Source organism: Micromonospora lutea, from assembly GCF_016863535.1.
GTDB lineage: Bacteria > Actinomycetota > Actinomycetes > Mycobacteriales > Micromonosporaceae > Micromonospora > Micromonospora lutea.
On the sequence record NZ_BOPB01000025.1, the window covers coordinates 88459 to 107371 of the forward strand.

20 protein-coding genes and 1 tRNA gene are annotated in these 18913 nt (G+C 70.2%); 11 read left to right on the top strand and 10 right to left on the bottom strand.

Annotated elements, in window-relative coordinates; translation table 11 throughout:
* Nucleotides 1-164: 164 nt before the first annotated feature.
* Nucleotides 165-1013, top strand: a complete 849-nt coding sequence (locus Vlu01_RS20300) for a PSP1 domain-containing protein (RefSeq protein WP_204001922.1) — start codon at nt 165-167, stop codon at nt 1011-1013.
* A gap of 72 nt (nt 1014-1085) precedes the next feature.
* Here the strand turns inward: Vlu01_RS20300 and Vlu01_RS20305 are convergent, their stop codons facing one another.
* A complete protein-coding gene (locus tag Vlu01_RS20305; RefSeq protein WP_204001925.1) occupies nt 1086-2873 on the bottom strand; it encodes a metallophosphoesterase family protein in 1788 nt (595 codons plus the stop codon).
* 117 nt (nt 2874-2990) lie between these two features.
* Between Vlu01_RS20305 and Vlu01_RS20310 the strand changes: the two genes are divergently transcribed.
* Nucleotides 2991-3063 (top strand) — tRNA-Thr (locus Vlu01_RS20310).
* A gap of 104 nt (nt 3064-3167) precedes the next feature.
* Here Vlu01_RS20310 and Vlu01_RS20315 read toward each other — a convergent pair.
* The 3 genes from Vlu01_RS20315 to Vlu01_RS20325 are packed head-to-tail and all read right to left on the bottom strand — an operon-like array spanning nt 3168 to nt 5342.
* On the bottom strand, nt 3168-3560 hold the full coding sequence (locus Vlu01_RS20315; RefSeq protein ID WP_204001929.1) for a DUF4260 domain-containing protein: 393 nt from the start codon (nt 3558-3560) through the stop codon (nt 3168-3170).
* Nucleotides 3561-3588: 28 nt separating this feature from the next.
* Nucleotides 3589-4191, bottom strand: coding sequence for a response regulator transcription factor (locus Vlu01_RS20320; protein ID WP_204001931.1), 603 nt, complete (start codon nt 4189-4191; stop codon nt 3589-3591).
* Nucleotides 4188-5342 (bottom strand): sensor histidine kinase, encoded by a 1155-nt coding sequence (locus Vlu01_RS20325; protein ID WP_204001933.1) that lies wholly within the window; start codon nt 5340-5342, stop codon nt 4188-4190. The genes Vlu01_RS20320 and Vlu01_RS20325 overlap by 4 nt, the downstream gene beginning before the upstream one ends.
* Nucleotides 5343-5450: 108 nt before the next feature.
* On the opposite strand from Vlu01_RS20325, the gene Vlu01_RS20330 reads away from it, so the two are divergent.
* The 3 genes from Vlu01_RS20330 (at nt 5451) to Vlu01_RS20340 (ending at nt 7847) form a co-directional block, all read left to right on the top strand.
* Nucleotides 5451-6332: an ABC transporter ATP-binding protein gene (locus Vlu01_RS20330; protein ID WP_204001935.1), complete on the top strand. Its 882-nt coding sequence runs from the start codon at nt 5451-5453 to the stop codon at nt 6330-6332.
* A gap of 26 nt (nt 6333-6358) precedes the next feature.
* Nucleotides 6359-7078 (top strand): ABC transporter permease, encoded by a 720-nt coding sequence (locus tag Vlu01_RS20335; protein WP_204001937.1) that lies wholly within the window; start codon nt 6359-6361, stop codon nt 7076-7078.
* Between the two features lie 85 nt (nt 7079-7163).
* On the top strand, nt 7164-7847 hold the full coding sequence (locus Vlu01_RS20340) for a GOLPH3/VPS74 family protein (protein ID WP_204001939.1): 684 nt from the start codon (nt 7164-7166) through the stop codon (nt 7845-7847).
* Nucleotides 7848-7885: 38 nt separating this feature from the next.
* Here the strand turns inward: Vlu01_RS20340 and Vlu01_RS20345 are convergent, their stop codons facing one another.
* Nucleotides 7886-8368 carry a hypothetical protein gene (locus Vlu01_RS20345; protein ID WP_239096008.1) on the bottom strand — a complete coding sequence of 161 codons (483 nt, stop codon included), beginning with the start codon at nt 8366-8368 and terminating at the stop codon, nt 7886-7888.
* Nucleotides 8369-8508: 140 nt separating this feature from the next.
* On the opposite strand from Vlu01_RS20345, the gene Vlu01_RS20350 reads away from it, so the two are divergent.
* Nucleotides 8509-8913: a VOC family protein gene (locus tag Vlu01_RS20350; RefSeq protein ID WP_204001941.1), complete on the top strand. Its 405-nt coding sequence runs from the start codon at nt 8509-8511 to the stop codon at nt 8911-8913.
* Here Vlu01_RS20350 and Vlu01_RS20355 read toward each other — a convergent pair.
* Nucleotides 8904-9521 (bottom strand): pyridoxamine 5'-phosphate oxidase family protein, encoded by a 618-nt coding sequence (locus Vlu01_RS20355; protein WP_204001944.1) that lies wholly within the window; start codon nt 9519-9521, stop codon nt 8904-8906. The two genes, Vlu01_RS20350 and Vlu01_RS20355, sit on opposite strands and share 10 nt — an antisense overlap.
* Before the next feature lie 152 nt (nt 9522-9673).
* Here Vlu01_RS20355 and Vlu01_RS20360 point away from each other — a divergent pair, with 152 nt between their 5' ends.
* From Vlu01_RS20360 to Vlu01_RS20370, 3 genes are read left to right on the top strand one after another with little or no spacing between them, the layout of a single operon-like run.
* Nucleotides 9674-10180, top strand: a complete 507-nt coding sequence (locus Vlu01_RS20360) for a DUF2231 domain-containing protein (RefSeq protein WP_204001946.1) — start codon at nt 9674-9676, stop codon at nt 10178-10180.
* A complete protein-coding gene (locus Vlu01_RS20365; protein WP_204001948.1) occupies nt 10177-10710 on the top strand; it encodes an Hsp20/alpha crystallin family protein in 534 nt (177 codons plus the stop codon). Before Vlu01_RS20360 ends, Vlu01_RS20365 begins: the two co-directional genes overlap by 4 nt.
* 8 nt (nt 10711-10718) lie before the next feature.
* Nucleotides 10719-11822: a glycosyltransferase family 9 protein gene (locus Vlu01_RS20370; RefSeq protein WP_204001950.1), complete on the top strand. Its 1104-nt coding sequence runs from the start codon at nt 10719-10721 to the stop codon at nt 11820-11822.
* 62 nt (nt 11823-11884) lie between these two features.
* On the opposite strand, the gene Vlu01_RS20375 is transcribed toward Vlu01_RS20370, so the two are convergent.
* Together Vlu01_RS20375 and rfaE2 are read right to left on the bottom strand one after the other, a co-directional pair.
* The gene (locus Vlu01_RS20375; RefSeq protein WP_204001952.1) at nt 11885-12751 is read right to left on the bottom strand and encodes a glycosyltransferase family 2 protein; all 867 of its coding nucleotides are present in this window, start codon (nt 12749-12751) and stop codon (nt 11885-11887) included.
* Nucleotides 12748-14658, bottom strand: coding sequence for a D-glycero-beta-D-manno-heptose 1-phosphate adenylyltransferase (rfaE2, locus tag Vlu01_RS20380; RefSeq protein ID WP_204001954.1), 1911 nt, complete (start codon nt 14656-14658; stop codon nt 12748-12750). The genes Vlu01_RS20375 and rfaE2 overlap by 4 nt, the downstream gene beginning before the upstream one ends.
* A gap of 146 nt (nt 14659-14804) precedes the next feature.
* On the opposite strand from rfaE2, the gene Vlu01_RS20385 reads away from it, so the two are divergent.
* The gene (locus Vlu01_RS20385; RefSeq protein ID WP_204001957.1) at nt 14805-15353 is read left to right on the top strand and encodes a type 1 glutamine amidotransferase domain-containing protein; all 549 of its coding nucleotides are present in this window, start codon (nt 14805-14807) and stop codon (nt 15351-15353) included.
* Nucleotides 15354-15480: 127 nt separating this feature from the next.
* Here the strand turns inward: Vlu01_RS20385 and Vlu01_RS20390 are convergent, their stop codons facing one another.
* Entirely contained in the window at nt 15481-15972 is a 492-nt protein-coding gene (locus tag Vlu01_RS20390; protein ID WP_204001960.1) for an NUDIX domain-containing protein, read from the bottom strand.
* Nucleotides 15973-16027: 55 nt separating this feature from the next.
* On the opposite strand from Vlu01_RS20390, the gene Vlu01_RS20395 reads away from it, so the two are divergent.
* A complete protein-coding gene (locus tag Vlu01_RS20395; protein WP_239096009.1) occupies nt 16028-17677 on the top strand; it encodes a fatty acid--CoA ligase in 1650 nt (549 codons plus the stop codon).
* A 205-nt stretch (nt 17678-17882) separates the two neighbouring features.
* Here Vlu01_RS20395 and Vlu01_RS20400 read toward each other — a convergent pair whose 3' ends face one another.
* On the bottom strand, nt 17883-18902 hold the full coding sequence (locus Vlu01_RS20400; protein WP_204001963.1) for an NADPH:quinone reductase: 1020 nt from the start codon (nt 18900-18902) through the stop codon (nt 17883-17885).
* Between the last annotated feature and the right edge of the window lie 11 nt (nt 18903-18913).

Genomic DNA, 18913 nt, shown 5'->3' on the forward strand with positions numbered 1-18913 from the left:
GGTTTCAGCCGTCCGGGCGGCATCGTCGTACCGGTGGTCGGGATGGGGATCGGTCGAGTCGACAGTCATGGATGGCTAGGTGGCCAAGGCGGGTGTCGATGTCCTCGGTCGAATCGAGGCGGAGTCCGGGCGGCGATCCGGCCGGCGCGACGTAGGGTGAGGGAATGGGCATGCTCTGCGCGGTCAGCTTCCAGCGGTACGGGCGCCTCTACTATCTCGACCCCGGCGAGCTGCGGCCGCAGGTGGGCGACAAGGTGCTGGTGCCCACCGATGACGGCCCCGAGGTGGCGGAGTGCGTGTGGGCGGCGCAGTGGGTCACCGAGGAGACCGAGGGCTTTCCCCGGCTGGCCGGGCTGGCGCAGGAGGAGGACCTGCGTCGCGACGAGGCGCTGCGGCGGCGCAAGGCCGAGGCGAAGGTCGCGGCCAAACGGCTGATCCGCGAGCACGGCCTGCCGATGAAGGTGGTGGCGGTCGACCACGTGCTCGGCAACGGCGAGGGTGGCGGGGAGCGCAGCACCATCTACTTCACCGCTCCGCACCGGGTGGACTTCCGCTCCCTGGTCCGTGATCTGGGCGCGACCCTGCACTGCCGGGTGGAGTTGCGTCAACTCTCGGCCCGCGACTCCGCGCGGGTGCAGGGCGGCATCGGCTCCTGCGGCCGGGACCTGTGCTGTGCCACCTTCCTGACCGACTTCGAGCCGGTCACCATCCGGATGGCCAAGGACCAGGACCTGCCGCTCAACCCGCTGCGGATCTCCGGCGCGTGTGGTCGGCTGATGTGCTGCCTCAAGTACGAACATCCGTTGTACGCCAAGTTCGCCGAATCCGCCCCGGCGATCGGCAGCCGGGTGACGACCCCCGAAGGCGATGGCCGAGTGGTCGGTCACAGCGTCCCGAGAGACGCGGTGACCGTGCGCCTGGACGCCGACGGCTCCCGGTGTTCGTGCTCGCGAGCCTCGGTCTGTGGCCCCCGCCAGGCGCACGACCAGCGCTACACCCCCGAACCAGGTTGATCATGAGGTTGTTGTCGTCCGCACACCGTACGGACGGCAACAACCTCATGGTCAACATTGCGGATGGGGTGGTCAGGTCAGGGTGACGGGGGGTTCGGCCAGGCGGGGGGTCAGCGGGGTGGCCGGGACCAGCCAGGAGGACGCAGGGGACTGGTCGGGGTTGACCCGCCAGTCGCGGGAGACCCGGTCGACGACGACCGGGTAGAGGGTCAACGTGCCGTCGGGACCGATGTGCATCCGTACGAAGCCCTTGGCGTCCTCGATGCCCTGTCCGGCGAAGAGCTCGTTGACGTTCACCCCGAAAGCGCTCGCGAGCAGCAGGTACCCAGCCACCAACTGGCTGGCCACCAGCCCGATCACCGGCAGGTAGACCACTGCCGCGGCCACCGCCGGCAGCGGCCAGGGCCAGTTGTGGAACGGCAGCGCCAGCCAGACCCAGGTGCCGGCGGCGGCCAGACCGATGTGTGCCAACCCGTGCCCGATGCCGAGGAGCCAGTGCCGGGCGTGCCGCTTGCCGCCGGAACTGGGCGGTTTCGCGAACATCGCCGCCGCGAGCACCGTCACCAGCAGCATCACCACCAGCGGCACACTGAACAGCCGCAACTCGGATGCTTCGGACCGGAAATCGGTCACGCCGGCCATGGAGAGCATCAGCAGGGTTTGCAGGACGCCCAGCAGAGTCGAGAAGCCCGGGTTGCGGTGCGGCAGCCGGGCGAAGATCCCCCAGCCGTACCGGCGGGAGCGGACGGCGTCGGGATAACGTGCCGCCAACTCGTACTCCCGGGACGGGCTGGATCGTCGGGCCAGGGTGTCGCGCGGCGGCACCTCGATGCGCTCGGGCAGCTTGTGCGTCGGGTACAGGTAGGCACCGCCGCTGCCGCAGGTGACCAATTGCCGCCCGTCCGGCCCGGTGTACCGCGCGTAGTGGTGCAGGTCGCCGGAGATCAGCAGCCGGACCTGGGCGCCGGTGGGCGCGACGATGGTGCGGATGAAGTAGTCGATCGAGTCGTACGCGGTGGGCTGGTCGACGGCCTTCACCCAGGCCGGCGCCGGCACCGCCAGGATCACCCGGCTCTGCGGGCCGAGTCGCTTCGCCACCGCGTCGAAGTAGGTGAGCTGCGGGTCGTCGACGTACGAGCCGGACTGGTCGTCGAGGCCGAGCAACCACCAGTCGGCCGGCAGTTCAGCGGCGAAGTACGACCGGGACTGGCCGGTACGCCAGCCGCCGAAGTGCCGGTCCCGGGTACGCACGAACATGCGCAGGAACGCGGTCAGCCCGTCGTACCAGTCGTGGTTGCCGGGCACCGCGAAGACCGCCGGCTGCTCCGGTGGGGTGGCCGGCAACGCCGCCTGGTACGGCCCCTTGCACCGGTCCTCGTACGCCGCGTAGTCCGCCGACGGGTACACCTGGTCGCCACCCATCACCAGGGTCTGCGCCCGGGGCAGCCGGTGCCCGTCCACCGTGATCTCCCGCTGGGCGAGCAGGTAGGCCACCGAATAGGTGGCGTTGAACCCGTCACCCAGGTCGGCCACGTAGTCGAGCCAGAGCCCTCCGTCCGGCCCCACCTGCCGGGAGATCTCCGCGTCCAGCGCCTTCTGCAGCTCCCGCTTGTCCAGGTACGCCCCGAACAACATCGCCAGCAGCGTACGCAGGCCGGTGCTGATCAGCAGGAACGGCGCCAGCCACGGCACCGGCTTACGAGGGGTGAAACCCAGCTCCAGCGGATCGGTGCTGCGCGGCCGCCGGGCCGCCCGACCCCCGGCGGCCTCCTCGGCGTACGGGCCCAGCGGCTGCGCTCGATCGCTGGCCGGTGACCCGACATCGACCGGTTCGTCGCGAGAGGTGTGATCGTCGGTCATTCGCCGCAGCGTAGTGCGGCCTGCACGGCCCCGACGACCCCGCAAACATCCTGGCGTCCGAGTCGGGCAATCCCGCTCGGCCACGCAGCGGCGCGTGCCGTACACTTGACCACCGTTGCCGCCTTAGCTCAGTCGGCAGAGCGACGCACTCGTAATGCGTAGGTCGACGGTTCGATTCCGTCAGGCGGCTCGGCATGCAAGCCCAGGTCATCGGCCTGGGCTTCGCCGTTTCCCGAGGCCGACCACGCAGCTGCTGCCGGCTCGGAGTGTGCCGTCACGGCATGGTCGAGCTGATCAACGGGCGGATCCCTTGGCCTTTCCGATCCGGCCGAGGTGGGTGTGCTCGAACCCCTCGGTCGTCTTGAGGCCGTAGCCGAGGGCGCGGTCGACGGCGATGTGGAACGCCCAGGCGATGGCGAGAATGCCGAGCCAGTCGATCGGGTCACGGAATGCGGCGAAGGCCACCGCAACCACGCCGAGCAACGCCGGCAGCGCGTAGGAGTGCCCCAGGTTGTAGCAGAAGGCACCCACTCGCGGGCCGCGCAGATAGCCGACCATCGACAGGTCGAAGACCAGGAAGAGGGCGAGCAACCACCACCACGCGTACCCGACGGCGACGGTCACCACGACGGCGAAGGCCGCCACGACGACGCCTTCGATGCGCTGCGTCTGGACCGGGTCCAACATCCGACAACTCCCAAGGTGACGATCTGAGTTACAGCCAGTCGTGTTCGCGGGCGTAGCGCGCGGCTTCGTGGCGGGTGTGGGTCTGGGTCTTCTGCATCGCGCTGGAGAGGTAGTTGCGTACGGTGCCCTGCGCGAGGTGCAGCCGGGCGGCGATGTCGGCGACCGAGTAGCCCTCGCTTGTCACCCGCAACACGTCGAGTTCGCGCTCGGTCAGTGGGCAGTCGTCGACGATGGCGAGCGCGGACACGTCCGAATCGATCCAGCGTTTGCCCTCGTGCAGGGTGGTGATCACCGAGGCGATGTGGGCCGGCTCCGCCGACTTGCTGACGAAGCCCTGGACGCCGAGCTTCAGTGCCTTGCGCAGCACGCCGGGCCGCGCGTGCCGGGTCAGCATGAGGACCACCTGCTCCGGCCGGACGCGGCGGATCTGCGCGATGGCGCCGAGACCGTCCACGCCGGGCATCTCCAGGTCGATGACCAACACGTCAGGCTGGTGTCGCAGGGTTGCCTCGACGGCGGTGTCGCCGTCGGACGCCTCGGCGAGGACTGTGATGTCGCCTTCGAGCGGAAGCAGCGCGGCCAGCGCCTTGCGGAGCAGGGCCTCGTCGTCGGCGAGCACGATGGCGGTCATCGGTCATCCTTCCGCTGCGTGCCGGGGGACGCGGCGGCACGAGCGGGCGGGAACCTCGCGGCCGTGCGGAAGCGTCCGTCCTGCTGTTCCACAGTCAGCTCGCCGCCGTCGCCGGCCACCCGTTGTCGGAGGACGGACAACCCTCTGAGGTCGGGAGGCGTGTCGCCGGTCACGCCGTCGTTGACGATGGCGATGCCGGATTCGGAGAGCGTGATCTGCACCTGGGTGGCCTGCGCGTGTCGCAGGATGTTCGTGGTGGTCTCGCGCAGGACCTGGCCGAGCAGTTCGCTGCTCCCCGCGTCCACCTCGGCCTCCCGGGTCACCCGCACCCGGATGCCCGCCGCCTCGAACAGGTTCTTCGCATTCTCGAGTTCTGCCGAGAGGTTGAGCCGGCGCTGGGCGTACGCCAGCTCTTTGGTTTGGGTGATGGTGTCGCTCACCAGAGCGTACGTCTCCCGAAGTTCCTTCTCGGCGCGATCGGCGTCGTGGAGCACCAGCTTCTGTGCCAGCGCGATCTTCAACTTGACCACGTGCAGGGTGTGGCCCTGGATGTCGTGCAGATCGCTGGCGAAGCGGACGCGTTCGCGGATGACCGCGAGTTCTGCTTCCCGCTCCCGGGCATGATCGAGTTCCCGGATGAGATCGTAGAAGCGCTCGCCGATGACGGTCAGGACGGTCACCAGGATGGTGAGGACCGTCGGGACGAGGACGTAGGTGATCAGGACGCCGCGTACGTCGTCCTGCTGCGCCAGGAGCCGCGTCGCACCGATGGCGGCGACGTAGCTGAACAGCCCGACCGCCACCAGCCTCCGACGGCGCCGTACCTGGCGTAGCGCGAGGGACCCTACGGCGCAGACGCCCCAGTAGGCGTTGGGGCTGCCGGTCAGCAGCACCCCGAGCGGCCACACCGCAGCCGCGACGATCAGGCAGGGTAGGGCGACCCGAGCGAGGTCGTCCGCCGTCCAGCGTTCGAAGGCCACCACCGCCGCGACGGCACCCGGGACCAGGACGATGAGATGCCACCAGGTGTGCGCGTCGGTGGCCAGGAGAACCACCGCGGCGACCACGACAGGCGGGAGTGACGTCAGGAGATTGATCCGGCGCAGGCGCTTCTGCGTCGTCTTGGTGAAGCCCGGCGATCTCACGGTCACCCAGCCAGTATTCCCACGTCCAGGCGGGGCCAGCAGTGACACCACGTCACATGTGGTCGTGACATGGCGACCCTGAACGATTGGATCGGCCGCTGCTGTCATTGGGACATGTCCACGACACCAGTGATCGAAGTCGAACGTCTCAACGTCAGGTACGGCAACTTCCACGCCGTGAAGGACCTTTCCTTCGAGGTCCGGCGTGGGGAACTGTATGCGCTGCTCGGCACGAACGGGGCGGGAAAAACCTCGACCCTGGAGACCATCGAGGGACACCGGGCGCCGACCTCCGGCACGGTGCGCGTGTTCGGGCACCAACCCGGTGACCGTCGGGTGGTTCGTCCCCGAATGGGGGTCATGCTCCAGGAAAGTGGCTTCTCCCCGGACCTGACGGTTCGTGAGTCGGTCCGCCTGATCGGCACCCTCACCCGGCGGACCGACGACGTCGACCGGGTGCTCGACGTCGTCGACCTCACCAGCAAGGCCGGCCGGAAGGTGTCCCAGCTCTCCGGCGGAGAGAAGCGGCGGCTGGACTTCGCCACCGCCGTCTACGGCACCCCGGAGCTGATCTTCCTCGACGAGCCGACCACCGGCCTGGACGTCCAGTCCCGCGACCACCTGTGGACGACCGTGGACCGGCTCCGCGAGAACGGCGCGACAATCGTGCTCACCACGCACTACCTGGAGGAGGCCCAGCAGCGCGCCGACCGGATCGGGCTGATGCACGAGGGCACCTTCCACCGGGAGGGCACGGTCTCCGAACTGACCCGCACGCTCCCGGCGGTTATCCGCTTCTCGCTGCCGCCGACGGCACCGGCGCTGCCGTTGCAAGCCGCCACGAACGGCGACGGCAAGGTCGCGATCGAGACCTTCGGCATGCAGAAGGACCTGCACATCCTGCTCTCCTGGGCGCAGGACCACGCCGTCGAGCTGCGGGACCTGGAGGCCGGGCCGACCCGCCTCGACAACGTCTTCCGCGCCATCAGCAGCTGACTCGTTCCCCGAGAGGACTTTCTTCCGTGTTCCCCATCGCCTTCAGCGAGTTGATCCAGATCTTCCGGAACCGGCTGGTGCTGGTCACCAGCTTCATCATCCCGGTGGTCGTTTCCGCGTACTTCGTCCGCCAGCACGAGACCTTCGCGGCCCTCGGCAGCCTCGGCTACATCGCGGCGATCGTGCTGTTCACCGTGGCTGCGTTCGGGCTCTACGCCACGACCGTGACCACCCTGGCGTCCCGGCGGCAGAATCTCTTCCTCAAACGCCTGCGCTCCACGGCCATCGGGGACGCCGGCATACTCGCCGGCCTGCTGCTACCCGCCACAGTCGTCGCCGTGGTGCAGGTGACCGCGATCCTGACCGCGCTGGCCATGGTTGCCGGCGGGCCGGCCAACGTGCCCCTGCTGGTGGTGGCGATCGTCGCGACCGTGGCCATGCTGCTGGGCCTGGGCCTGGCCACCGCCGGCCTGACGAATTCACCCGAGCACGCCCAGGTCACCACCCTGCCCGTCATGCTCGGCGTGATCGGCGTGGCCAGCTGGGTGGGCATCAGCGGCACCGAGGAACTCGCCCTGCTCAAGCGGCTGTTGCCCGGTGGTTCAGCCACCGAGATGGTGATGAACGCCTGGAACGGCGGCGTCGCCGTGACCGACTCCCTGCTGCTGCTGGGTCCGACGCTGGGCTGGGTCGTCGTCGCCGTCGTGCTGGCCACCCGTCTCTTCAGCTGGGAGCCCCGCCGCTGAGGCGGCAAGCGCGCCGCCTTTGACCCCGACCGTCCGTTCGACCAGATGCACACGGCCCGAAGAGACGTACGACGAAGGAGTGACCGTGACCGCAGAGACGACCGTACCCGGAGCCCCGACCCTGGTGGAGGACCTGCTGCTCCTGCTGTTCCAGCCGAGGTCGGGCACCATCGCCGGTGAGAACACCCTCTTCTACGTCCTCGCGGGGGCCGTCCTCGCGGACCTCGCCCTCAACGACCGGGTGACCATGGTGGACCGGAGCAAGGTGAAGATCGTCGAAGGTATCGCCCCTTCAGACGATCTCCTCCGATCGGCGTGGGACTACCTCTCCGAGAAACCGCGAGGCGTCCAGACGGTGCTCGCTGCCATCGGCCCCGAACTGCGCCAGCCGGTGTTGGAGCGGCTCATCGAACGCGGCGACATCACCCGAGAGGATCGCAACGTGCTCGGCCTGTTCCGTACGACAGCGCTGCGCGACGGTGGCAACGGACGCCGAGCGCGCCTGCTGGAGGAGGTCCGGCAGGTCCTCGTGGACGGCGCGGAAACGTCGGCCCGGGTAGCCGCGCTCGCGGCGCTGCTGTCGGGCAGCGGAACTCTGCCCCAGTTCCACCGCGACATCCCGTGGACCTCACCCGTGATCAGCCGTGCCAAGGAACTCGAGCAGGGCAACTGGGGAGCCGGTGCCGCAGCGGAAGCCGTGACACGGACCATGACCGCAACCGTCGTCAACAGTGTCATCGTCACCACCACGGTGATTCCCCGAAGCTAGGACGTCTGTCCATGCGGCGGGCCCGCACCGTAGCCGGGTCAGCGGCCGGGGACCACCTCGACGATGCTCATCCCGCTGGTCGAGTGATCGTCGTCGACGATCGTGGTGGTCAGGTTGTAGAAACCTGCCTCGGCGTCGGTGGGGATCGCGATGGTACTGACCGGGCGATAGCCGGGCTCGCCGGAGGCGCGGACCGTCTCGGCCTTGAAGACGGCCCGCCCGGCGGGTCCGGTGCTCGACTCCAGCGCGGCCTTCAGCTCCTCCACCGAGGAGAATGGCCCGGTCAGCTCCGCTTCCAGGTCGACTGGACGTGGTGGTGCCGTGGACTGCTCGCCCGACACTTCGACCATCCAGTGCAGGGTGAACATCTGCCCCGGGGTGTACAGCCTGTCGATGTCTGCGGTCTCACAGCAGGTGTACGTCACCGGCGGAGCCATCGGTGTCTCGGTGCGTACGGTCACGCACGCTGTCAGGAGCGGCACGACGAGACAGGCCACCAGCAACGCACGGGACACCTTCATGCCCGGATCGTAGGTACAGGTGGCAACGGCTGTCCGGCTCGCTCAGCCGGCGCAGGCAGCGGGTTTGACCGCTGTCTGTCGGACGGCAGCGTTAGGTTGCGAGCGTTCGATGGCGAATCCACAATTCACCGGAGGTTCCTGTGCACGCTGCGCCGGTTGTCGTCAGCCTGCCGATCGCCGACCGACAGGTCTCCCACGACTTCTACCGGGCCGCGCTCGGTCTGGCCACCGTCGGTGAGCCGGCCGAGGACGGGCTGCCCGAGCCGTTGCAGTTCGAGGTCAACGCTGGGCTGCGGCTGATGCTGGTGCCGACCGGCGGGTTCGGCTGGGTGCTCGGTGGTCGGGAGGTGGCCGACTCACGGCACAGCGAGTGCGTGCTCGGCCTGACCGTGACGGGTCCGGACGAGGTGGACGCGCTTGTAGAGCGGGCCCGGGCCGCCGGCGCGGAGGTGGTCACCGAATCAGGCCAGCAGCCCTGGGGGTACGCGGGCACCTTCGCCGACCCCGACGGGCACCTCTGGATGGTCGCCGTCGGTCAGGTGTAGAGGGTGGCGGCGTACTGGGGGCCGTAGTGACGTTCGAGGTCGGCAAGGGTTTCCGCCGGAGCCTCGACCTCCTTGATCAGCCGAGCCCGGCTGGGCAGCGGGTCCTGCGGCCAGGTCTCCGGCTGCCACAGCTGTGACCGGAGGAACGCCTTCGCGCAGTGGTAGAAGATCTGCTCGATCTCGACCATCACGGCCAGCACCGGCCGGTGCCCCTTGACCACCATCTCGTCGAACCACTGTGCGTCGCGCAGTAACCGTGCCCGGCCGTTGATCCGCAGGGTGTCGGTGCGCCCGGGAATGAAAAAGATCAGGCCGACGTGCGGATTCGCCAGGATGTTGCGGTAGCCGTCGGCCCGCTTGTTGCCGGGACGCTCCGGAATGGCGATGGTTCGGTCGTCGAGCACCAGGGCGAAACCGGCCGGGTCGCCCTTCGGGGAGACGTCGCAGGTGCCATCCGCTCCGGCGGTGGCCACCAGGCAGAACGGCGAGGCGGCGAGCCACTGCCGGTCACGCTCGTGCAACCGGGTGCGTTCCTTGGCGGCGACGCGGGGCGCCGGAGTGCCGAGCAGTTCGCTCAACTCGGCCGTGGATGTGATCTCCACCGTCACTGTGTGCCTCCCCGTGGAGTTGACCGTGGTGACGGCACCCGGGCGCGAGACCGCCACGGGCAGTGTAGTTGCGGTCAGTCGTGAGGTTTGTCCCCCGGTGACCGGGGTACCGATCCATCGACCGCCCTCGGCGAGCAGTTGGAGGCCCGGAGATGGAGAGTCGGCTCAAGATCCTGGGTCATCCCGTCCATCCGATGCTGGTGATGTTTCCGTTCGCCCTGCTCGTCACCGCCGTGCTCTTCGACGTCATCGACACGGTCGGCGGGCCGGACTTCCTCGGGGAGGTGGCGTACTGGAACCTCACCGTCGGCCTGATCGGTGGTCTGCTGGCTGCGGCAGCCGGGACGTTCGACCTGTTGGCCATCCCTTCGGGTACCCGGGCCAAGCGGGTGGCGCTGACCCACGCCGCCGCGAACGTCGCCGTGATCCTGCTCTTCGCCGCCGTCTGGGCGGTACGCCTCAACGCCGAGTCGCGGGGTGCCGGCGGGGCGTTGATCGCGATCGAGTTGGTGGCGCTCGCCATCCTCGGTGTCAGCGGTTGGTTGGGTGGTGAACTCGTCGACCGGCTCGGCGTCGGGGTCGACCGGGATGCGGGCCTCGACGCGCCGAGTTCACTGCGGCCGGCGGCCGCCAGTCAACGGATGGGAGATCTGCGATGACCAGGCCGGGACGTGGTTGGCGGGGCGGGCAGCAGGGCTGGGACCCGATGGGCGAGTTGCAGTCGCTGCGGGCCGAGTTGAGCCGACTGGTCGGTGGCCGGCCGGGGCCACCCGAGGTGGAACTGGGCGAGACCAGCGACGGTTGGGAGGTGGTCGTCCGACTGCCCGGTGTCGCCCCGGAGGAGGTCGCGGTGGAACTTGACGACCGCGAACTGTGCGTACGGGCGCGGACAGAGGCCGAGGTCAACGCCGACCACGGGATTCCGGGTGGGTTCGAGACCCGGGGCTTCGAGTACCGCGTGCAGCTGCCGTCGCGAGTGGACCCCGAGGCCATCGACGCGGTGATGGACCACGGGCTGCTGCGGGTACGGCTGCCCCGGGCGCATCGAGCCACGCCACGCACCATCACCGTCGGTCGCACCGGGCCGCGTTCCGCCGCCCCCTCCGGTGGTACGCCGAGCAGCGTCGACCCGGCGGCGGATCGGGAACTGCACCAGCCGGACGTCGCCACCGACGATTCCGGCCGGTAACGCGTCCGGTGGGCCCGGCACTGCTGGCAGAGACCGCCGATCGGGTGCCCGACGTGGCCCGGATCGCCGTGCTGCGCGCCAACGCCCTCGGTGATTTCATTTTCGTGCTGCCCGCGCTGGAGTCGCTGCGGGCCGCGTACCCCCAGGCGGAGATCGTGCTGCTCGGCGCGCCCTGGCACGCGCAGCTGTGGCGGGACCGGCCTGGCCCGGTCGACCGGGTCCTGGTGGTGCCGCCCGCGCCGGGGATCCGGACGGCGACCGCCGGCGAGCCGGAGTCCAGCATGGTCGATTTCCTGGCTGCTGCCCGTGCGGAACGCTTCGACGTGGCGCTGCAACTGCATGGCGGCGGCGCCAACTCCAATCCGTTGGTGGCCGCGCTCGGTGCCCGGGTCACCGCCGGTCTGCGCGCCGAGGATGCCCCGCCGCTGGATCGCTGGCTGCGCTACGTCTACTACCAGCACGAGGTGATCCGCTATCTGGAGGCGGTGGCCTTGGTGGGTGCTCCGGCCGCTACGATCACGCCGACGCTGACGGTCACCGACTCCGACCGCGCGGAGGCGCGGTCCGTGCTCGGTGAGCCGGGACGTCCCCGGGTGGCGTTGCATCCCGGGGCGACCGACACCCGTCGTCGCTGGCCCGCCGACCGTTTCGGGCAGGTGGCCCGGACGCTGCACACCGACGGGTACGAGGTCCTGGTCACCGGAACCCCCGCCGAGCAGGACGTGGTCGACCAGGTGGTCGCGGCCGCCGGTGTGCCGGTCCGGCCGCAGGTGGGCACGCTCAGCCTGGGCGGACTTGCCGGCTGCTACGCCGACTGTGACCTGGTGGTTTCCAACGACACGGGCCCACTGCACCTAGCGGCTGCGGTCGGCACCCCCACCGTCGGCATCTTCTGGGTCGGCAACCTGATCACCACCGCTCCCGTGCTGCGGGGCCGGCACCGGCCGATCACCTCGTGGACGGTGCACTGCCCGGTGTGCGGCGTGGACTGCACCCCCGACATCTACCCGCACCGCCCGGGTGACGGCGACTGCCCGCACCGCGACTCCTTCGTCACCGACGTGCCGCTGGCCGAGGTGCTCGAAGCCGCCCGCGAACTGCTGTTCCGCTGAAAGGAAGGGCACCTTGTTAACGCCTGCGGTATAGGAAGGGGCCCTTGCTAACGCCCGCCCGCTCAGGCGTCCGGGTCGGCGAGGACAACCTCCCACGCCTCCACGTCGCGCTCGGTGACCGTGGTCGGCGACTCCAGGTGGTACGCGCCGCTGGGCAGGACGCCGGCACCACCGTGACGCGCCAGCACGGCGAGCTGTGCGGCGACGTCCTCGCCCTGATGCCGGGTCGGCACCCGCTGCCAGAAGTCGAAGCCGCCGGCCTCGATCAGTTTGGCCCGGTCGTAGAGCACGCACCCGCCAACCCAGGAAACCCGGTACGCCCGCCACTCGCCCTCCGACAGGGCCAGCGACGCGGTCACGTGCAGCAGGTTCGCCGCGGAGTGGATCTGCGCCCGATCCCACTCGGGTGTGCCCGGCCGGATCCGCTCCGGCACCGGTCGACTCGTCCACTCCTGGTAGTGCCGGTGCGTGTCTGGCCGTACGTCGGGCAGGTAGGACAGGCCGTGCACCGCGTTGCCGACGAAGCCGCAGCCCAGTTCACCGAGCGCGGTCACCAGTCGGCGCAGCGTCCCCGGTTCCAGCCAGACGTCGTCGTCGAGGAAGAGCACGTACCGGGCGGCGGAGTTGGCGAGCAGGTAGCTGCGGTGTTCGGCGAGCCCTCGCCGAGGTAGCCGCCGGGTCAGCAGCACCGGATGTCCCCGATGACGCAACGCCCGGACCATGGTCGCCGCCGCCGGATGGGCGTACCCGGGTTCGCCGTCGGACTGGTCGCTGACCACCACGCCGAATCCGGGTACCCCCTCCTGGGCGGCGAGCCCGCTGAGGGTGACGGCGAGTTCGGTGGGACGGTTGCGGGTCGGGACGAGCACGTCGACCTGCCGGTCGACGCGGAACTGCGCGGGCGTACCGGCGTCGAGGGGTCGGTTCACGGTGCCTTGCCGGTCAGCGGTGGAGTCTCCGCACCGGCCGTGCCGGAGGTCTCCACCCCGGAGGCGGGCACGGTCGGCCCGGCCTCCGCGCCGGTCACGGTGTCCTGGCCGTACGCGCGGATGCGGTCGATGATCGCCGAGGTCGAACGGTCCGGCACGTACCCGAGGGTGCGGACCTGGCCGCCCAGTCGCTGCACCAGGGGCGCCTCCGGCACCAGCTCGGGTGGGTAGTCGCCACCCTTGACGTAGACGTCCGGTCGGACGGCCTCGATCAGCCTGGCCGGCGAATCCTCCTCGAACACCACCACGTGGTCGACACAGGCCAGCGCGGCGAGCAGGGCGGCCCGGTCCTCGATCGGGTTCACCGGCCGGTCCGCCCCCTTCAACCGGCGTACGCTGCCGTCGGAGTTGATCGCCACCACCAGCAGGTCGCCGAGGGCGCGGGCCTGTTCCAGGTACCGCACGTGGCCCCGGTGCAGGACGTCGAAGCAGCCGTTGGTGAAGACGATCGAGCGGCCGACGCGCCGGTGCTCGGCGACGATCTCCGCCAGGTGCCCGGTGTCGACCAGCACCTGCTGGCCCTCGGGTGTCGGTCGGCCCAGCGCGGCCAGCAGGTCCTCGCGGCGGCACACGCAGGTGCCGGTGCCGGCGATGGTGCTCGTGGCGGCGAGCTGGGCCAGTTGGGCGGCGGTGGACAGTGGAGCGTCGGCGGCCAGCGCGAGTGTCATCGCCGCGAGGTACGCGTCACCGGCACCGACGGCGTGGCTGGCGGGCACGGGCGTGCTGTGGCTGCGGGCGGGCGCGCCGTCGGTGCCGCCGACCACCGCGCCCTCGGTGTCCAGGGTCACCGCGACCACGGCCGCGCCGGTGTGGGCGCGCAGCTCGGCGAGTCGGGACTCGGCCAGGACGGCCCGGTCCACGCCGGCACCGGCCTCGGTGTTCACGGTGACGCCGGTACCGGTCACGCTGAGCCCGTCGAGGGTCATCGCCACCCGACTCTCGCCCGGTGTGGGTTCACCGGTGGGCCCGTCGGTACGCCGCATCCCGGCCGCGCCGGGGGCCGTGCCCACGGTCAGCTCGGAGGGGCCGTCCGTCGGGTCGACCTCGGGATGCTCCAGGTGCAGCTCGTGGCCGCCGGTCCGGGTACCGTCTCCGGTTTTCGGGGTGGCAGTGCCAGCCAGGTCAGCGGGGGCCACCGGGTTCGTCGTCGACCCGACGGTGCCCGCGCGGGCGAGCAGTCGGGTGGCCTCCGCGAAGCTCGGCGTCACCACGGTCGGGGCGAGACCCCGCCAGTCGGCGAGGTCGTGGGCGTCGAGTGCGACAGTCGCGTACCGGTCCCGGTTCTCGACCAGCCAGGCGCGTACCGGCGCGGGCAGGGCACCCAGGCCGTAGTCGCAGACCACCAGCGCGGGGGCTTCGCCGCCGCTGCCCGCCCGCAGTTCCTCGGTCGCGCAGTCCAAGGCGGTGAGCAGGCAGTCCACTCCCACGTCGGTGAGTGGATCGTCGGGGTCACCGGAGTCCTCCCGCAGCAGGATCTGGTCGCCGGCCAGCATTCGGCGCTTGACCGGGGTGGCACGTCCGGGTTGGCTCACCGTGCGGTCCCAGACGCCGGCCCGGTCGAGGCAGTCGTGCAGCTCGTCGCCGGCGGCGTCGGCACCGACGGGTGCCACCAGCACCGAGAGCCCGCCCAGCGTGGCGATGTTGACGGCGGTGTTGGCGGCGCCGCCCGCCGCCGAGATGCGGCGGCGCAGGGTGAGGACCGGGGCGGGGGCTTCCCGGCACAACCGGTCGGAGTCGGCGAACCGCCACTCGTCGAGCATGGCGTCACCGATCACCAGGACCGGACGTCCGAGCCAGCTCTGCACAACGTCGGCGAGCCGGAGCTGTTCCGCTGCTGCTCGTGCCATGCCGGCGGTTCCCCTCCGGCTGGCGGGGTCAAACCTGCCGGCCGGGCACCTGTTGACGCCGACGTGCGGTGGGACACCGCCGCGCCGCGTTTCGTGACTTCGGCGTCGGGAACGGATATGGACGAACCCCCGGAGAGGAGAACAAGATGGCAGCGACGTTGCAGGGTAAGCGGGTCGCCTTCCTCGCCACCGACGGCGTGGAGGAGGTCGAGTACGTTCAGCCACGTCAGGCCGTCGAGCAGGCCGGCGCGACCGTCGAACTGGTGTCGATCAAGCCCGGGAAGATCACCTCTTTCGAGCACCTGGACCCCTCCACCACGTACGAGGTGGATGTCAGCGCGGCCGACGCGGACCCCGCGCGGTACGACGCGTTGGTGCTGCCCGGCGGGGTGGCCAACCCGGACTTCCTGCGTACCGATGCCGACGCCGTCCGGTTCGTGCGGTCGTTCTTCGACGCCGGTAAGCCGGTCGGGGTGATCTGCCACGGCCCGTGGACGCTGATCGAGGCCGATGTGGTGCGGGGTCGCCGGATCACCAGTTGGCCCAGCCTGCGCACCGACCTGGTCAACGCCGGCGCGGAATGGGTCGACGAGCAGGTGGTGACCGACAACGGCCTGGTCAGCAGCCGTAAGCCCGACGACCTGCCGGCGTTCTGCGCCAAGATCGTCGAGGAGTTCGCCGAGGGACGGCACTGACCGCCGTACGGCACTTATCATCCGGTGGCCTCGCCCGGGCGGGCGAGGCCGGCCGGGTGATAAGAGGGGGCCCCTGCTCTACCGGAGGCGTTAACAAGGGGCCCTTCCTTACATGCCCGATCGCCGGTTACTTGAGGATCAGGCGGTTGGTCTGCTCGAAGACGTCCAGATCGGCCAGGGTCTCCAGGACGCTGGCCGAGAGGGGTTGGGGCAACGCCTCGCGGTGGAAGAAGCCCGCGTCGATGGTCTCGTCGGTGACCCGAGCCAGCCGGCCGTCCCACTCCTCGACCCGGAACGCGGTGGTGAAGATCTGATAGGTGTGGCCGTACATGTTGGTGTGGGTACGGTCCGGGCCGGTGTAGAGCGCGAAGGCGCTCACCCGCAACGCCCTCAGGCCGGTCTCCTCGCGTACCTCCCGCACGGCGCAGTCCGCGATCGACTCGCCCAGCTCCATCGCGCCCGCGGGCAACGCCCACTGCCCGTTGTCGGAGCGGCGGATCAGCAATCTGCGCGCCGAGTTGTCCCGCACCACGGCCCGCGCACCGACGAACATCAGCGTCCGGTCGCCGGCCAGGGCGCGCAGCTGCCCGACGTACGAATCAGCCCAGGAGATGCTCACCCGGACAATTTACGGGGGTTCCCAACGTGTGACTGGCGACACTAATTTGTTACCCATGCGTAGCACGATGATGGACGCCCCCCTTCAGGTCTCCCGGATCCTCGAACACGGCGCCACCGTGCACGGCACGGCCGAGGTGGTGACGTGGACCGGCGCGGAGCCACGGCGCAGCACGTACGCGCAGGTCGGGCGCGATGCCGCCCGGCTCGCCCACGCCCTACGGGCGGAGTGCGGGGTGACCGGCGACGAGCGGGTTGCCACCTTCATGTGGAACAACACCGAGCATCTGGTGGCGTACTTCGCCGTGCCCAGCATGGGTGCGGTGCTGCACACGTTGAACATCCGGCTCTTTCCCGACCAGGTGGCCTACATCGCCAATCACGCCGAGGACCGGGTGGTGCTGGTCGACTCGACGCTGATCCCGCTGCTGGCGAAGTCCCTCGGCAGCATGACCAGCGTGCGGCACGTGGTGGTGGTCGGTGGTGGCGACCCCGCGCCGCTGGTCGCGGCGGCCGGCGACCGGATCGCCGTACACCACTGGGACGCGCTGCTGGCCGAGCGGCCGGAGGTGTACGACTGGCCCGAGGTGGACGAGCGCGATGCCGCCGCCCTCTGCTACACCTCCGGCACCACCGGCAACCCCAAGGGGGTGGCCTACTCGCACCGCTCGATCTACCTGCACTCGCTGCAGATCTGCATGCCGGAGGGGTTCGGGCTCGGGCCGACCGACCGCGAGTTGGCCATCGTGCCGATGTTCCACGCGATGTCATGGGGACTGCCGTTCGCGGCCTTCCTCTCCGGCGCGTCGCTGGTGATGCCGGACCGCTTCCTCCAGGCCGCTCCGATCGCCGAGATGATCGCCGCCGAGCGGCCGACCCTGGCCGGCGCGGTGCCGACCATCTGGACCGATCTGCTGGCCTACCTGGACAGCCACGACGTCGACACCTCCTCGTTGAAGGAGGTGATCGTCGGTGGTTCGGCCTGTCCGCCGTCGTTGATGCACGCGTTCGACGAGCGGCACGGCATCGACGTGATCCACGCCTGGGGGATGACCGAGATGTCGCCGCTGGGCTCGGTGTCGCGTCCGCCCGCCGGAGCGGACGGCGACGATGCCTGGCGCTACCGCTACACGCAGGGCCGGGTGCCGGCGGGGGTGCGGGCCCGCATCGTGGGCCCGGCCGGGGAACCGCTGCCCGCCGACGGCACGTCCGTGGGTGAGCTGGAGGTCCGTGGGCCATGGATCACCGAGCGGTACGTCGGCGACGACGCGCCGGACCCGGAGAAGTTCCGCGACGGCTGGTTGCGGACCGGTGACGTGGGCACCCTCTCGGCGGACGGCTACATTACCCTCACCGATCGCGCCAAGGACGTGATCAAGTCCGGTGGGGAGTGGATCTCCTCAGTGGAGTTGGAGAACGCGTTGATGGCCCACCCGGCGGTGCTGGAGGCCTGCGTGGTGGGCGTACCGGACCAGCGGTGGGACGAACGGCCGCTGGCGACGGTGGTGCTCCGGGAGGGCGCCTCGGCGACCCCGGAGGAACTGCGTGAGTTCCTGGCCGGGTCGGTGGCGCGCTGGCAGTTGCCGGAGCGGTGGGCGTTCATCGAGGCGGTGCCGAAGACCAGCGTCGGCAAGTTCGACAAGAAGGTGGTGCGCGCCCGGTACGCCGACGGCGACCTGAATGTACGGGAACTGGCCACACCGTAACGTTTTTCGGCGCATCATCGCCATTGGGAGTAGTGGCCTGCACAGACCTCTCTCCGGTGGGCGGCCCCGGCGTTCGCACCGCGCCGGGGCCGCCCGTTCCTTTACGGGGTAACCCGCAATGCCAGTATTGCGAGACTTGTTCGCCTCTGTCCTGCGGACGGCGAAAACTCCCAGGTCAAACCCGCCCGTCGGGCCCAGCCGGCACCTAAGGGCCCTGGTCGTGGGCGCTGAGCAGCACCTTGCCGACCACCGAGTCCTCCACCGCCTGATGCGCGGCAGCGGTCGCTGACAGCGGATACGAGTGCAGCGGCAGGCCAGCCTCCTCGCCAACCCGGATACCGCCCTGCGCGGCGGCTGCCGCCACGTCCACCACCGCCTGCGCCTTGGCGGCCTTCGGCATCGTGTAGACCAGCACGAACTGCCAGCGGGCGTTCGGTGCCATCAGCGGGCGGATCGGCAGCGTCACCTCGTCGCCACCGTCGTCGGCGTACGCGCAGACCACCCCACCCGGGCGCAGCAACCGCACGTCGGTGGCGGCGTTGCGGGCGGGCGAGACCTCCACGATCGCGTGCACCCCGTCGGGTGCGATCTTGCGGACCTCCTCCACCACGTCCTGCTCCCGGTAGTTCACCACCGCCGAGGCGCCGGCCGCCGCAGCCAGCTGAGCCTTCTCGGCGCTGCTCACCGTGGCGATCACACAGGCGTCGGCCCAGGCCGCCAGCTGGATCGCCGCGTTGCCCACGGCACCGGCCCCACCCTGCACCAGTACCGCGTGATCGCTCAGCGCGCCCGGGCGCAGACACTCCGGCAGATACTCGCCGGCGGTCAGGCACCGGTGCGCCGTCAGGAACGGGATGCCCAGACAGGCACCCAGCTCGAAGGAGGCGTCACCGAGGCGTACCGCCTGGCGGACCGGGACCACGGTGTACTCGGCGGCCGTGCCCCAGGGCCGCTGCCACGCGGCCTCCCAGACCCACACCCGTTCGCCGATCAGCTCCTGGTCGACGCCCTCGCCGACCGCCTCGACCACCCCGGCGCCATCCTGGCCGGGCGTCTGCCAACCGGCCGGCAGCGGACCCTGACGGCGCGACTTCCAGTCCGTCGGATTCACCCCGGACACCGCGATCCGCACCAGCAACTCACCCGGACCGGGTTGCGGCACCGGCCGCTCGACCACCTGGAGGACCGACGGGTCACCGGTGCGCTCGTACACGATCGCCTTCATGCCACCGACCG

Coding starts and splice junctions, on each gene's coding strand:
- Vlu01_RS20400 (WP_204001963.1), bottom strand. CDS start 18,902: ATGAAGGCGATCGTGTACGAGCGCACCGGTGACCCGTCGGTCCTCCAG.
- Vlu01_RS20320 (WP_204001931.1), bottom strand. CDS start 4,191: ATGACCGCCATCGTGCTCGCCGACGACGAGGCCCTGCTCCGCAAGGCG.
- rfaE2 (WP_204001954.1), bottom strand. CDS start 14,658: ATGGCACGAGCAGCAGCGGAACAGCTCCGGCTCGCCGACGTTGTGCAG.
- Vlu01_RS20305 (WP_204001925.1), bottom strand. CDS start 2,873: ATGACCGACGATCACACCTCTCGCGACGAACCGGTCGATGTCGGGTCA.
- Vlu01_RS20385 (WP_204001957.1), top strand. CDS start 14,805: ATGGCAGCGACGTTGCAGGGTAAGCGGGTCGCCTTCCTCGCCACCGAC.
- Vlu01_RS20360 (WP_204001946.1), top strand. CDS start 9,674: ATGGAGAGTCGGCTCAAGATCCTGGGTCATCCCGTCCATCCGATGCTG.
- Vlu01_RS20365 (WP_204001948.1), top strand. CDS start 10,177: ATGACCAGGCCGGGACGTGGTTGGCGGGGCGGGCAGCAGGGCTGGGAC.
- Vlu01_RS20315 (WP_204001929.1), bottom strand. CDS start 3,560: ATGTTGGACCCGGTCCAGACGCAGCGCATCGAAGGCGTCGTCGTGGCG.
- Vlu01_RS20395 (WP_239096009.1), top strand. CDS start 16,028: ATGCGTAGCACGATGATGGACGCCCCCCTTCAGGTCTCCCGGATCCTC.
- Vlu01_RS20345 (WP_239096008.1), bottom strand. CDS start 8,368: ATGAAGGTGTCCCGTGCGTTGCTGGTGGCCTGTCTCGTCGTGCCGCTC.
- Vlu01_RS20330 (WP_204001935.1), top strand. CDS start 5,451: ATGTCCACGACACCAGTGATCGAAGTCGAACGTCTCAACGTCAGGTAC.
- Vlu01_RS20300 (WP_204001922.1), top strand. CDS start 165: ATGGGCATGCTCTGCGCGGTCAGCTTCCAGCGGTACGGGCGCCTCTAC.